This is a genomic window from Isoptericola sp. b408, assembly GCF_030588085.1.
GTDB lineage: Bacteria > Actinomycetota > Actinomycetes > Actinomycetales > Cellulomonadaceae > Isoptericola > Isoptericola sediminis.
In genome coordinates this window covers 519112-531771 of record NZ_JAUQYQ010000002.1, presented here as the reverse complement: position 1 = coordinate 531771, position 12660 = coordinate 519112, and the positions used below count along the sequence as shown (strand labels likewise).

Genomic DNA, 12660 nt, shown 5'->3' with positions numbered 1-12660 from the left:
GTCGGTGAGTCTGGCGCATCCCGGGGGGTGGCGGGTAGCCCCGCGCGCTCGGGGTGCGGATCTCAGGCGGGTCGGCGGGGCGGCGGGTCTCCCGCGAGCGCCCACCGGATCGCGCGGGTGGCCAGGTGCCCGCCCGCCCGGACGGGCGCGGGCTCACCGCGCAGCGGCCACGGGGCCGGGGTCAGCTCCTGGGCCCACCGGGGCAGCGCCCCGTAGGAGGCCGCAGCGAGCAGGACGTAGGGGCCGCGGGCCGTCCACGGCAGCGGGGGTTCGGCGAGCAGGAACCGGGCGACGTCGCGCGAGGCGTCCGTGGCGGCGAGCTCGTCGCGGTACTCGTCCAGGGCCTTGCGCAGCTCGGTCCGCGAGCGTGGTGGCCGGTCCGCGCCGAGCCGCTCGGCGACGGTCGCGGTCTCGGCGAGGTAGGCGTCGCACCCGGCGTCGTCGAGCGGGCGGCGGCCGTACCGCTGGTGGGCGCCGAGGAAGCTGTCGACCTCGGCGACGTGCACCCAGCGCAGCAGCCACGGGTCGTCGGCCGCGTAGGGGCGTCCGTCGGGCGCGACGCCGGCGACGCGCGCGTGCACGGCCCGGACGACGTCGACCGCCCGCTGGGCGTCGTCCGCGGTGGCGAAGGTGGTCTCGGCGAGGAACGTGCTGGTGCGGCCCAGCCGGCCCCACGGGTCGCCCCGGTAGCCGGAGTGGTCCGCCACGGCCGCCATGGCCAGGGGGTGCAGCGACTGCAGCAGCAGGGCGCGGACCCCGCCGACGAACATGGAGGCGTCGCCGTGCACGCGGGCGATGGCGGAGTCGTCGGCGAACCAGCGCGGCCCGGGGCTCGTGTGGATGCGTTCGCGCGCGGCACGCCCGGCGCTGCCGCCGGAGACCTGTTCGAAGAGCTGCCGGCCGGCGCGGCGCTGGAGATGGCGCAACGGGGATCGCACGGACCCATTCTGCGCCAGGTCCGGGGATGCTCCGGTAGGTTGCCGGTGTGCGCGACGACACCGTGGCCACCACCTGGCGGCCGGACGAGCTGCTGGGCGGGCCGTTCGAGAGCACGCCGGTCGGCGGGGGCACGCTGGTGCGCTCGGCCACGGCTCCCCCGCGTCCGCGCGCCGTGGTGCTGCACCTGCACGGCTACAACGACTACTTCTTCCAGGACCACTTCGCCCGGGCGCTCGAGGAGCAGGGCGTCGCCCTGCTGGGCGTCGACCTGCCGGGCGCGGGACGCTCGCTGCGCGCCGACCAGATCCCGCACTTCGTCACCGACCTGCGCGAGCACGGCCCCGCGCTCACCGCCGCGGTGCACGCCGCCCGGGCGGCCGCGCACGGCGTCCCGCTCGTCCTGCACGCGCACTCGACCGGCGGGCTGCTGGCGGCGCTGTGGGCGCACGCCCACCGGGGCCGGGGCGACGTCGACGCCCTCGCGCTGGACAGCCCGTTCCTCGACCTGCACGCCTCGTGGCTGCAGCGCACCCTGGGCACCTGGGTGCTGGACGCCGTCGGACCGTGGTCGCCGACGGCGGTGCTGTCGACGACCCCGTCCGTGTACGCCACGCACCAGCTCGCGACGAACGGCGGCCGGTGGGACTTCGACGTGCGCTACAAGAGGCCCGAGGGTCAGCCGGTCCGTGCCGGGTGGCTGCGCGCGGTGCGCCGCGGCCAGGCCCGGGTGGCGCGAGGGCTGGCCATCGACGTCCCGGTGCTGGTGGCACGCTCGGACCGCTCCGGTCCGGACGTGGCGACCAACCCCGACCTCGACGTCCAGGACACTGTGCTCGACGTCGCGCAGATCGCCCGGCTGGCACCGCGCCTGGGCGATCGGGTCGACACCCTGACCGTGCCGGGCGGGGTGCACGACCTGCTGCTGTCCCGCGAGGAGCCCCGCCTGCGGTACCTCACCGGCCTGACGGGCTGGATCGACGACGTCGTGACAGGGTCGAAGCCATGAACGAGCACCGCAGCACCCACCCGTACCTCGACCCGCGCCCCGGCACCCCCGGCCGGCGAGTGGTCGCGCTGGCGCACCGGGGCTTCTCCCACGGGGACGAGAACCTGGAGAACTCGATGGCCGCGTTCGAGGCGGCCGTCGACCTCGGTTTCGGCTACGTGGAGACCGACGCGCACGGCACCCGCGACGGCGTCGCCGTCGCGCTGCACGACTCCTCGCTGGACCGCACCACCGACGGCAGCGGCGAGGTGGCCGACCAGACCTGGGACCAGGTGTCGCGCGCCCGGATCGGCGGGCAGGAGCCCGTGCCCCGGCTGGACGACCTGCTGGGCACCTGGCCGGACCTGCGGGTCAACATCGACGTCAAGGGAGACTCGAGCATCGAGCCCGTGGCCGAGGCGATCGAGCGCACCGCGAGCCACGACCGCGTGTGCGTCACGTCGTTCTCCCCGGGCCGGCGCCGGCGCACGCTGGCGAGGATGTCCCGGCCGGTGGCCACCAGCGCGGGCACGAGCGAGGTGCTCGGGTTCCTCGCCGGGGCACGGCTGCGGGTCCCCGGTCTCGTGCAGCGGGCGTTGCGCGACGTCGACGCCCTGCAGGTGCCGCCCGCGCAGGGCGGCGTCACGGTGGTGGACGCCGCCACGGTGGCCGCGGCGCACCGCGCGGGTCGGCACGTGCACGTCTGGACCATCAACGACCCGGACGAGATGCGCCGGCTGCTCGACCTCAACGTCGACGGCATCGTCACCGACCGCGCCGACCTGCTGCGCGACGTCCTGCGCGAGCGGGGCCTCTGGTCCTGACCGACCCGTTGTGGGCATGAAAAATGCGGGTTCCCGCTGCCGGGACCCGCATTTTTCATGCCCACAACGGGCGGGGGTCAGGCGCCGAGCTGGACGGTGACCCCCGGGTTGCCCGACGGCGGTTCCTTGGAGATCTCGGCGTAGGCGGCCGCGAGGACCGTCGGGTCGGGCCCCTCGAGCCGCACCGGCTTGGCGACGTCGTCGAGCACGACGAAGCGCAGCAGGTCGCCGCGCGTCTTCTTGTCGCGGCGCATGGCGGCCAGGAGCTGGTCCCAGCGGTCCCCGCGGTACGTCGTCGGCAGCCCGAGGGCCGTGAGGATCTCCCGGTGCCGGTCGACGACGGCGTCGTCGAGCTTGCCGCCGAGGCGTCCCAGCTCGGCGGCGAAGACCATGCCCACGGCGACGGCCGCGCCGTGCCGCAGCTGGTACCGCTCGACCAGCTCGATCGCGTGGCCCAGGGTGTGCCCGTAGTTGAGGATCTCGCGCAGGCCCTGCTCGGTGAGGTCCTCCCCCACGACGCGCGCCTTGACGCGCACCGACCGCTCGATGAGCTCGGTCAGGACGTCCCACGTCTCCTCGGAGGTGTTCGGTCCCTCCCACTCGCGGATCGCGTCGGCGTGCTCCTCGACCAGCTCCAGGATCCGCTCGTCGGCGATGAACCCGGTCTTGACCACCTCGGCCATACCCGCCACGAGGTCCCACCGCTCCAGCGACTCCAGCGCGGCCAGGTCGCACAGCACGCCGGCCGGCGGGTGGAACGCGCCGACGAGGTTCTTGCCCTCGGCGGTGTTGATGCCCGTCTTGCCCCCGACGGCCGCGTCGACCATGGCGAGCAGCGTGGTCGGCACGTGCACGACCCGGATGCCGCGCAGCCAGGTGGCCGCGACGAACCCGGCCAGGTCCGTCGTCGCGCCGCCGCCGACCGCGACGATCGCGTCCGAGCGGGTGAAGTCGGCCTGGCCCATGACCTGCCAGCAGAAGGCCGCGACCTGCGCCGTCTTCTGCTCCTCGGCGTCGGGGAGCTCGGCGGCGAACGCCTCGTACCCCTGCGCGGCGAGGTCCTCGCGCACGGCGTCCCCGGTGGCCTGCAGCGAGGCCGGGTGCATCACCAGGACCCGGCGCACCCCCTCCCCGAGCAGGGTCGGGATCTCCCCGAGCAGGTGGCGGCCCACGACGACGTCATAGGGCTTGTCACCGGGCACGGTCACGCGGACCGTCATGAGCGGACCTCCTGAAGGATCTCGTCGGCGACCTGCGCGGCGGTGCGCTCGTCGGACACCACCACCGTGGTCGCCAGTCGTTCGTAGGTGGGGCGGCGCGCCTGCATCAGCTCGGCCCAGCGGCCGCGCGGGTTGCCCACCAGCAGCGGGCGCGACCGGTTGAACCCGACCCGCGGGGCCGCCTGCGCCAGGGAGACGTCCAGGAACACGACGGTCCCCCCGTCGGCCGCGTAGCCCGTCAGGGCGCTCTGGGTGTGCGCGTCCATGACGGCACCGCCGCCCAGGGCCAGGACGCCGTCGTGGGTGGCGAGGGCCGTGGTGACGGCCTCGCGCTCGAGCTCGCGGAACCGGGGCTCGCCGTCGTCGACGAAGATGTCGGCCACCGCCTTGCCGGCCGTGCGCTCGACGTCGGCGTCGGTGTCCCGGAACGCGACGCCCAGGCGCTCGGCGAGGATCCTGCCGACCGTGGTCTTGCCGCTGCCGGGCGGGCCCGTGAGCACCACCCGCGGTCGCGTCGCCGTCATCGCAGCAGCTCGGGGATCGACGCCAGGTAGGCCTCGGCGTTGCGCCGCACCTCGGCGACCGAGTCGCCGCCGAACTTCTCCAGGGCGACCTGCGCGAGTTCCAGGGCGACCATCGCCTCGGCCACGACGGCGGCCGGCGGCACCGCGCACACGTCGGATCGCTGGTGGTGGGCGGTGACCTCCTCGCCGGTGGCGACGTCGACGGTCGCCAGGGCGCGGGGCACGGTGGAGATGGGCTTCATCGCGGCCGAGACCCGCAGCACCTCGCCGTTGCTCATGCCGCCCTCGATACCGCCGGCCCGGTTGGACCGGCGCACGATCCGGCCGTCGGCGTCCCGCTCGATCTCGTCGTGCGCCGCCGACCCGCGACGGCGGGCCGTGCGGAAGCCGTCGCCCACGCCCACGCCCTTGATCGCCTGGATCCCCATGAGGGCGGCGGCGAGGCGGGCGTCGAGGCGGCGGTCGGAGTGCGTGTAGGTGCCCAGGCCGGTCGGGACGTCGTAGGCGAGCACCTCGACGACGCCGCCGAGGGTGTCGCCGTCCTTGCGGCAGGCGTCGATCTCCGCGACCATCGCCTCGCTCGTGGGGCCGTGGAAGCAGCGCACCGGGTCGGCGTCCAGCGCGGCGACGTCGTCGGGCGTGGGCAGGTCGGCGTCCTCGGGGACCTCGACGGTCCCGATGGCGGTCACGTGGCTGACCAGCCGCACGCCGAGCGCCTGCTCGAGGAACTTGGCCGCGGCGGTGCCCAGCGCCACCCGTGTCGCGGTCTCCCGGGCGCTGGCCCGCTCCAGGACCGGCCGGGCGTCGTCGAACCCGTACTTGCGCATGCCCACCAGGTCGGCGTGGCCGGGGCGCGGGCGGGTCAGCGGCCGGTTGCGGGCGATCTCGCGCTCGTCGCCGGTGCCGGCGTCGCGCAGCAGCGCCTCGCGCGGCACGGGGTCGGCGGACATCACGTCGACCCACTTGGGCCACTCGGTGTTCGCGATCTCGATCGACAGCGGACCGCCCTGGGTCACGCCGTGGCGCAACCCGCCCAGGACGCGGACCTCGTCCTTCTCGAACTTCATCCGGGCGCCGCGGCCGTAGCCGAGGCGGCGCCGGGCGAGGGCGTCCTGGATGTCGGAGGTGAGGATCTCCACCCCGGCGGGCAGTCCGTCCATCAGGCCCACCAGGGCCTGACCGTGCGACTCCCCGGAGGTCAACCAGCGCAGCATGCTCGCGATTCTGTCACGCCCGCGGGGCGACCGACGTCGACGGTCGGATGGCGGACGTCACCCCCGGGCGGTCGTGCTCAGCCCGTCGGGGCTCCGAGCGCTCGCTGCAGCGCGGCGTCCATGGCCTCGACGGGCCCGGGGCGACCGGTCATCAGGCGCACCTGCTCCACCGCCTGGTGCAGCAGCATGCGCTCCCCGCCGACGACGGTCCCGCCGGTCGCCGCCCACGCCTGGGACACGGCGGTCGGACGCGGGTCGTAGACCACGTCGAGCAGCACGCCGTCGACGGCCGTCCCCCGCGATCGGAGCGACCCGGCGACCGGGTCCGCGGCACGGGCCGGCATGGTCGAGACCACGACGTCGGCGTCGGCGAGCACGTCGGGGGCCGTCGCGGTGTCGAGCACCTCGTACCGCGGCGTGACGCCCATCCGTGCGGCGGCCTCCTGCAACGGCACGGTCCGCCCGAGGTCACGCACGAGCACCAGCGGCGCCGTGCAGCCCAGCTCGCCGAGGGCGGCCAGCGTGGACGCGGCGGTCGCTCCCCCGCCGAGCACGACGGCGTCGCGCACCGGCACGTCGCGGGTGCCGTACCGCTCGGTCAGCCCCTCACGGACCGCCTGCACCAGCCCGTGCACGTCGGTGTTGGTCCCGGTGAGGGACACACCGGTCCTGGTCGGGGCGACGAGCACCGTGTTGACGGCACCGACCACCTGCGCCAGCGGGTCGACGTGGTCGACCATCCCCATCACCGCGTGCTTGAGCGGCATCGTGACGCTCAGGCCCGCCCACGCGAGGTCCAGACCGCGCACGACCTCGGGCAGCTGCTCCACGGTCGTGTCGATCGCGGAGTACTGCCACCCCTCGAGACCGAGAGCCTCGTAGGCCGCCGTGTGCAGGGTCGGCGACAGGGAGTGCGCGACCGGGTGTCCCACGACGGCCGCGCGCCTCACCGCTGCCATCAGTAGCCGTTCTCCGCTTCCCAGGCGCGCAGCTCCGCGACGTTCTGCTGGTGCTCCTCGAACGTCTCGGCGAACTTGGTCTCGCCCGTGTCGAGATTGACCGCGACCCAGAAGATCCAGTCACCCTCCGGCGGGTTCGCGACGGCCTCGACCGAGGCGGCTCCGGGGTTCGCGATGGGCCCCGGCGGCAGCCCGGCGTGCTGGTACGTGTTGTACGGGTTGCTCGGATCGTTGGTGTCGTCCCGGGTCAGCTCGGTGCCGGGGATCCCGAGACCGTAGGCGACCGCCGCATCGATCTGCAGACGCTGGCCGATGTCCAGACGATTCTCGATGGCCCGAGCCATCTTCGGACGGTCCTCGTCGGCCCGGGCCTCACGCTCGACGAGCGACGCCTTGATGAGCACGTTCTGCCGGTCGTCCTTGGCCACGCCCAGCGAGTCGAGCTCGGCCTTGGTCTGGTCGATCATCGTCGACAGCAGGTCGACGGCCGTGTCCCCCGGCTGGACGGCGTAGGTCTTGGGGAACAGCCAGCCCTCGGCGTCGCCGTCGGCCTCGCCGGGCAGCCCGATCTTCTTGGGCGAGTCCAGGGCCGCGGACAACTCGTCCTGCGTGATGGGCGTGACGGAGGCGATCTTGTCGACGACCTGCTCGACCGTGAACCCCTCGGGGATGGTCACGTTGGTCTCGACCTTCTCGTTCGCGACCAGCGCCTCGACCGCGTCGGCGGCACGCATCTGGGTGTACAGCTCGTAGGTGCCCGGCTGGATGCCGGACGCACCCGGCGTGGCGTCGAACGCCGCGTTGAACGCGCCCACGCTGGCGACCACGTCGGCCTCCACGAGCGCCGACCCCATCATCGCGCCCGTGGCGCCCTCGGGGATCTTGACCTGCACCGGGTCGACACCGGGTCCGGCGTAGTCCTCGGGCGCCGAGTCGAACAGGTCGAACCCCGACAGCGAACTGCCGAGCCGGTCGACGAGGAAGTAGCCGCCGACGCCGAGGACGCCGAGCAGCACCACGAGGATGACGGCCGTGCGACGCTGCCGCTGGCGCCTGCGCTTGCGCGCCGCGCGCTTGCTCGCCGCTGAGCGTCCCCGCGACGGCGAGGCGTGCCGCTGGACGGTGGTGGTCTCGAAGAGATCCGTCACGCCGGAAACATCCTTCTCATGGAACGGTCACTGGACATGCTCTCACGCCACCTCGACCAGCTCGCCGACCCGGTCCCCCGTGGTCCGCTCCGCCTCGAGTGCGTGTTGCAGAATGATAACGGCTGCGGCTTGGTCGATGACAGGGCGGTGCTTGGCCGTCTTCTTGCCCGCGGCCCGGAGCTGGGCATGGGCCGTCACCGTCGTCATCCGTTCGTCCACCAAGCGGACCGGCACCGGATCGACCGCGGCGGCCAGTCGGCCCGCGAACTCCCGGGCGTCCGTGGTCGCGGCCCCCTCGTTCCCCGACAGGTGCCGGGGCAGGCCGACGTAGACCACGGCGGCCGACCGCTCGGCGACCTCCGCAGCGATCCGCGCGACGTCCGCCGTCGGCCCCGGCGCACCGTCCGTGCCGGTCGGCACGGACAGCACGCGGCCCACGGTCTCGACCGGCGTGGCGACCAGCCCGTCCGGGTCGGACCCCGCCAGGCCGATCCGGGCCCTGCCGACGTCGACGCCGAGCCGGGCACCACGCGGCAGCGCGTCAAGCACCGGCGGCCTCGCGCACCTGGGCCCGGACGCCGTCGAGCGCCGCCGGGACCGCCCCGACGTCGGAGCCGCCGCCCTGGGCGAGGTCCGGCTTGCCGCCGCCCCCGCCGCCGAGGGTCCGGGCAGCGGTCTTGACGAAGTCCCCGGCCCGCAGGCCGGCGTCCCGCGCCGCCGCGTTGGTGGCGACGACGACGAGCGGACGACCGTTCGACTCCCCGGCGACCGCGACGACGGCGGCGTCCGACTCGCCGAGCCGGCCCCGGACGTCCAGCGCGAGCGTGCGCAGGTCGTCCGCGGAGCCGACCTCCCCGGCGTCGTGCGCGACGACCCGCACGTCGCCTTCGCGGGACGCCTCGGCGGCCAGCGTCGCGGCCTGCGCCAGCAGCTGTCCCTGACGCAGGGTGGCGAGCTCCTTCTCGGTGTCCCGCAGGCGGCTCATGAGCGAACCCACCCGGTCGGTCAGCTCCTCGGGCCGCGCGTTGAGCATGCCGGTCAGCTGACCGACCAGCGCGTGCTCCTTGGCGTGGAAGCCGTAGGCGCCGGCGCCGACCAGCGCGTCCACACGGCGCACCCCCGAGCCGATGGACGACTCCCCGAGCAGCGCCACCCGACCGACCTCGCCGGTCGCGCCGACGTGCGTGCCGCCGCACAGCTCGCGCGACCACTCGCCGCCGATGGAGACGACCCGGACGTTCTCGCCGTACTTCTCCCCGAACAGCGCCATCGCGCCCAGCTCCTTGGCCCGGGACAGCGGCATGACGGCGTCGGTGACCTCGAGGTTCTCCGTGAGGCGCTCGTTGACCCGCTCCTCGATCTCGCTGAGCTGGGCGGCCGAGACGGCCGTGGGCGAGCGGAAGTCGAACCGGACCCGGCTCGGCGCGTTCTCCGACCCGGCCTGGGTGCGGTCCTCGCCGACCATCTCGTGCAGCGCCTTGTGGATCATGTGCGTCGCCGAGTGCGCCCGACTGATGGCCACGCGCCGACCGGCGTCGATCGTGGCGGTCCCGGGGTCGCCGAGCGCCACGGTGCCCTCCACCAGACGGCCGCGGTGCACGGACAGCCCCGCCACGGGACGCTGCACGTCGTCGACCTCGATCGTGGCGCCGGAGTCCAGCGTGATGGTGCCCTGGTCCGCGAGCTGGCCACCGGCCTCGGCGTAGAACGGCGTCCGGTCCAGGACGACCTCGACGTCCGCGGGGGCCGTGGCGGCCGGCGCGGACGCGCCGTCCACGAGCAGCCCCTCGACGTGCACCGAGGCCTGGTGGTCGGAGTACCCGAGGAACTCGACGGGGGCCGAGAGCTTCTTGGACAGCTCCTCGTAGGCCCGCAGGTCCCCGTGGCCGGTCTTCTTCGCCAGCGCGTCGGCGCGCGCCCGCTGCTTCTGCTCCGCCATGAGGTCGCGGAACGCCTTCTCGTCGACCCGGACGCCCTGCTCGGCGGCCATCTCGAGGGTCAGGTCGATCGGGAACCCGTAGGTGTCGTGCAGCTGGAAGGCCTCGGCCCCGCCGAGGACGACCGGACCGCCCTCGGAGGTCTTCTTGGCGCGCTGCACCGCGGTGTCCAGGATCGTCGTGCCGGAGGCGAGCGTGCGCCGGAAGGCGTCCTCCTCGCCGTAGGCGACGTCGGCGATGCGCCCGAAGTCCGTCTCGAGCTCGGGGTAGGACGCCTTCATCGCGTCCTTGGAGACCGGCAGCAGGGCGGGCAGTGCCTGCTCGTCGACGCCGAGCAGTCGCACCGCGCGCACCGCGCGGCGGATGAGGCGCCGCAGCACGTAGCCGCGACCCTCGTTCGCGGGGCGGACGCCGTCGCCGATGACCATCAGCGCCGAACGCACGTGGTCCGCGACGACGCGCATGCGCACGTCGTCCTCGAGGTTCGCGCCGTAGCGCTTGCCGGTCATCTCCTCAACCGTGGCGATGACGGGGTAGACCTCGTCGATCTCGTAGAGGTTCTCCTTGCCCTGGAGGAGGTAGGCGATGCGCTCGAGCCCGGCGCCGGTGTCGATGCTCTTGTGGTCGAGCTCGCCCAGCAGCGGGTAGCTCTTGCCCTGTCCCTCACCGCGGACGAACTCGTCGAAGACGAGGTTCCAGATCTCCAGGTACCGGTCGCCGCCCGGGTCCACCGTCCCGCCCTCGGCCTCGGGTCCGTAGGCCGGACCGCGGTCGTAGTGCCACTCGGCGCAGGGGCCGGCCGGGCCGGGCTGGCCCGTGTCCCAGAAGTTCTCCTCGCGCGGCAGCCGCACGACGTGCTTCGGGTCCAGGCCGATGCCCTTCGTCAGGGCGTCGTAGGCCTCGGTGTCCTGCTCCCAGATGGTGACCCACATGCGGTCGCCGTCGAAGCCGTAGCCACCGGCGCCCTGCTCGGTCGTCAGCAGCTCCCACGCGAAGTCGATGGCCTCGCGCTTGAAGTAGTCGCCGAACGAGAAGTTGCCGTTCATCTGGAAGAACGTGCCGTGCCGCGTCGTGCGCCCGACGTTCTCGATGTCGTTGGTGCGGATGCACTTCTGCACGCTGGCGGCCCGGGGCCAGGGCGCCTTCTCGGTGCCGAGGATGTACGGGATGAACGGCACCATGCCGGCGATCGTGAAGAGGATCGACGGGTCCGGCGAGACCAGCGGGACGCTCGGGACGATCTCGTGGTCCTTCGAGCGGAAGTAGTCCAGCCAACGCTGGCGGATGTCGGCGGTGCGCATGGTGTCCTTCGTCAGAGTCGTTGCCTGGTGGCCCTGGGGCCATTGTCCCGCGCCGGAGCGGTGCCGGCGGCGGGCTCAGAACGAGTAGCCCAGCTCGTCCTCGTCGGCGCGCGTGGCGGCCTCCGGGTCGACGGCGGCGTGCCGGCCGCGGCGGGACCGGACGTCGACGTCGTCCGGGTGCGGCTGGCCCTCGGCGAGCAGCGCCGCGACGAGCTCGTCCTCGCGGGACTCGCGGGCCACGGAGAACTCGTGCCGGAACGTCTCCAGGAAGGTCCCGGTGCGGCGCGAGACGTCACGTCCGAGGTCCTCGGCACGTGCGGCGACGGCCTCGGGGGTGTAGCGGGCCACCAGCCGCCGACCACGCTGGATCACGACGACCGTGATCGTCACGCCCACGCCCACCCAGAACAGCCGCCGCGTCATCGCGACGCCCCGTTCCCGGTCGACGACCGCCAGGCCTTGCCCAGGCCCTGGCGCACGCCGTAGGAGAACGCGGCGACCTTGACCAGGGGGCGGCCCAGCGTCGAGGCGTACAGACCGGCCAGGGCCGAGACGTTCTCGCTCACCTGGGCGGCGGACGTCGTGATGACGTCGACCTTGACGAGCTGGTCGTTCGTCGAGGACACGGTGCTCGCGGCCTCGTCGAGGATCGGCACGGAGTGCTCCGTGAGCTCACGGATGCTGCGCGAGGTCTCGTCGAGCGTCCGCCCGAGCTTGACCAGCGGGACGGCCAGCAGGCCGACCAGCAGCACGAATGCGATGGCGGCGATCAGTCCCGCCACGTCCCCCACGGTCATCTCTCATCTCCTCGGTCGGGTGAGTCGCCACCCTATCCAAACGACGACGCCCCGTCCCCGATCGGGGGACGGGGCGTCGTGCCTGCTGAGCGCGGTGGCGCTGGATCAGCGGGCGTAGTACTCGACGACCATCTGGACGTCGCAGGTCACGGGGACCTCGGAGCGCTTCGGGGCGCGGGTCAGCGTCGTCGACAGCTTCTCCAGGTTGACGTCCAGGTAGCCCGGGACCTCGGGCAGCACGTCGCGGTGCGCACCGGCGGCGGCGACCTGGAACGGCGTCGTGGTCTGCGACTTCGGCTTGACCTGGAGGGTCTGGCCGGGCTTCACGCGGAACGACGGGCGGTCGACGATCTTGCCGTCCACCATGATGTGGCGGTGCGTCACGGCCTGGCGCGCCTGCAGGATGGTGCGGGCGAAACCGGCACGGAGCACCAGCGCGTCGATGCGGGTCTCCAGGTCCTCGACCATGACCTCACCGGTCAGACCCGGGTGCTTACGGGCGTTCTCGTAGACCTTGAGCAGCTGCTTCTCGCGCAGCGCGTACTGGGCGCGCAGACGCTGCTTCTCGCGCAGACGCACCGCGTAGTCGGACTCGGTGCGGCGACGGGCGCGGCCGTGCTCGCCCGGGGGGTACGGACGCTTCTCGAAGTGGCGGACGGCCTTCGGGGTGAGGGCCAGACCGAGCTTGCGGCTCAGGCGCACCTGGCGGCGCGACTTGCGGACTGCAGTCACAGTGTTCTTCCTGTCCTGTCGTGGTTCTGAGGTCACACCCGAGGCGCAGTGGTCCGTGGACCAGGACGTCGGGTGCGGGA

The 12660-nt window shown here is 73.6% G+C and carries 13 protein-coding genes; 2 read left to right on the top strand and 11 right to left on the bottom strand.

The genetic code is table 11. The annotated features are described in order from the left end of the window. Positions 1-62: 62 nt before the first annotated feature. Positions 63-938, bottom strand: a complete 876-nt coding sequence (locus Q6347_RS08140) for an oxygenase MpaB family protein (RefSeq protein WP_304604066.1) — start codon at positions 936-938, stop codon at positions 63-65. A gap of 47 nt (positions 939-985) precedes the next feature. Here Q6347_RS08140 and Q6347_RS08135 point away from each other — a divergent pair, with 47 nt between their 5' ends. Further along, positions 986-1945: an alpha/beta hydrolase gene (locus Q6347_RS08135; RefSeq protein WP_304604067.1), complete on the top strand. Its 960-nt coding sequence runs from the start codon at positions 986-988 to the stop codon at positions 1943-1945. Continuing rightward, positions 1942-2748 carry a glycerophosphodiester phosphodiesterase gene (locus Q6347_RS08130; protein WP_304604068.1) on the top strand — a complete coding sequence of 269 codons (807 nt, stop codon included), beginning with the start codon at positions 1942-1944 and terminating at the stop codon, positions 2746-2748. The genes Q6347_RS08135 and Q6347_RS08130 overlap by 4 nt, the downstream gene beginning before the upstream one ends. Before the next feature lie 77 nt (positions 2749-2825). On the opposite strand, the gene aroB is transcribed toward Q6347_RS08130, so the two are convergent. The 10 genes from aroB to rpsD all read right to left on the bottom strand — a co-directional run bounded on the left by aroB (position 2826) and on the right by rpsD (position 12580). Next, complete coding sequence (gene aroB, locus Q6347_RS08125; protein ID WP_304607111.1) at positions 2826-3968, bottom strand: 3-dehydroquinate synthase; 1143 nt, start codon at positions 3966-3968, stop codon at positions 2826-2828. Continuing rightward, positions 3965-4492, bottom strand: coding sequence for a shikimate kinase (locus Q6347_RS08120; RefSeq protein WP_304604070.1), 528 nt, complete (start codon positions 4490-4492; stop codon positions 3965-3967). The genes aroB and Q6347_RS08120 overlap by 4 nt, the downstream gene beginning before the upstream one ends. Next, positions 4489-5706 (bottom strand): chorismate synthase, encoded by a 1218-nt coding sequence (gene aroC, locus Q6347_RS08115; RefSeq protein ID WP_304607110.1) that lies wholly within the window; start codon positions 5704-5706, stop codon positions 4489-4491. Before aroC ends, Q6347_RS08120 begins: the two co-directional genes overlap by 4 nt. A 77-nt stretch (positions 5707-5783) precedes the next feature. Beyond that, positions 5784-6665 carry a shikimate dehydrogenase gene (locus tag Q6347_RS08110; RefSeq protein ID WP_304607109.1) on the bottom strand — a complete coding sequence of 294 codons (882 nt, stop codon included), beginning with the start codon at positions 6663-6665 and terminating at the stop codon, positions 5784-5786. Continuing rightward, positions 6665-7813: an endolytic transglycosylase MltG gene (gene mltG / locus Q6347_RS08105; RefSeq protein WP_304604073.1), complete on the bottom strand. Its 1149-nt coding sequence runs from the start codon at positions 7811-7813 to the stop codon at positions 6665-6667. Before mltG ends, Q6347_RS08110 begins: the two co-directional genes overlap by 1 nt. A 42-nt stretch (positions 7814-7855) precedes the next feature. Then, positions 7856-8362, bottom strand: coding sequence for a Holliday junction resolvase RuvX (ruvX, locus tag Q6347_RS08100; protein ID WP_304604074.1), 507 nt, complete (start codon positions 8360-8362; stop codon positions 7856-7858). Next, the gene (gene alaS, locus Q6347_RS08095; protein ID WP_304604075.1) at positions 8355-11051 is read right to left on the bottom strand and encodes an alanine--tRNA ligase; all 2697 of its coding nucleotides are present in this window, start codon (positions 11049-11051) and stop codon (positions 8355-8357) included. Before alaS ends, ruvX begins: the two co-directional genes overlap by 8 nt. A gap of 75 nt (positions 11052-11126) precedes the next feature. Continuing rightward, the gene (locus Q6347_RS08090) at positions 11127-11474 is read right to left on the bottom strand and encodes a hypothetical protein (RefSeq protein ID WP_171248229.1); all 348 of its coding nucleotides are present in this window, start codon (positions 11472-11474) and stop codon (positions 11127-11129) included. Then, a complete protein-coding gene (locus Q6347_RS08085) occupies positions 11471-11848 on the bottom strand; it encodes a DUF948 domain-containing protein (RefSeq protein WP_171248228.1) in 378 nt (125 codons plus the stop codon). Before Q6347_RS08085 ends, Q6347_RS08090 begins: the two co-directional genes overlap by 4 nt. A 105-nt stretch (positions 11849-11953) precedes the next feature. Then, positions 11954-12580 carry a 30S ribosomal protein S4 gene (gene rpsD / locus Q6347_RS08080; RefSeq protein ID WP_171248227.1) on the bottom strand — a complete coding sequence of 209 codons (627 nt, stop codon included), beginning with the start codon at positions 12578-12580 and terminating at the stop codon, positions 11954-11956. Between the last annotated feature and the right edge of the window lie 80 nt (positions 12581-12660).

What these genes read in the sequence shown, in the direction of transcription:
- Q6347_RS08130 (WP_304604068.1), top strand. Translation starts at nt 1,942, where the DNA reads ATGAACGAGCACCGCAGCACCCACCCGTACCTCGACCCGCGCCCCGGC.
- aroB (WP_304607111.1), bottom strand. Translation starts at nt 3,968, where the DNA reads ATGACGGTCCGCGTGACCGTGCCCGGTGACAAGCCCTATGACGTCGTC.
- Q6347_RS08120 (WP_304604070.1), bottom strand. Translation starts at nt 4,492, where the DNA reads ATGACGGCGACGCGACCGCGGGTGGTGCTCACGGGCCCGCCCGGCAGC.
- aroC (WP_304607110.1), bottom strand. Translation starts at nt 5,706, where the DNA reads ATGCTGCGCTGGTTGACCTCCGGGGAGTCGCACGGTCAGGCCCTGGTG.
- Q6347_RS08110 (WP_304607109.1), bottom strand. Translation starts at nt 6,665, where the DNA reads ATGGCAGCGGTGAGGCGCGCGGCCGTCGTGGGACACCCGGTCGCGCAC.
- alaS (WP_304604075.1), bottom strand. Translation starts at nt 11,051, where the DNA reads ATGCGCACCGCCGACATCCGCCAGCGTTGGCTGGACTACTTCCGCTCG.
- Q6347_RS08090 (WP_171248229.1), bottom strand. Translation starts at nt 11,474, where the DNA reads ATGACGCGGCGGCTGTTCTGGGTGGGCGTGGGCGTGACGATCACGGTC.
- Q6347_RS08085 (WP_171248228.1), bottom strand. Translation starts at nt 11,848, where the DNA reads ATGACCGTGGGGGACGTGGCGGGACTGATCGCCGCCATCGCATTCGTG.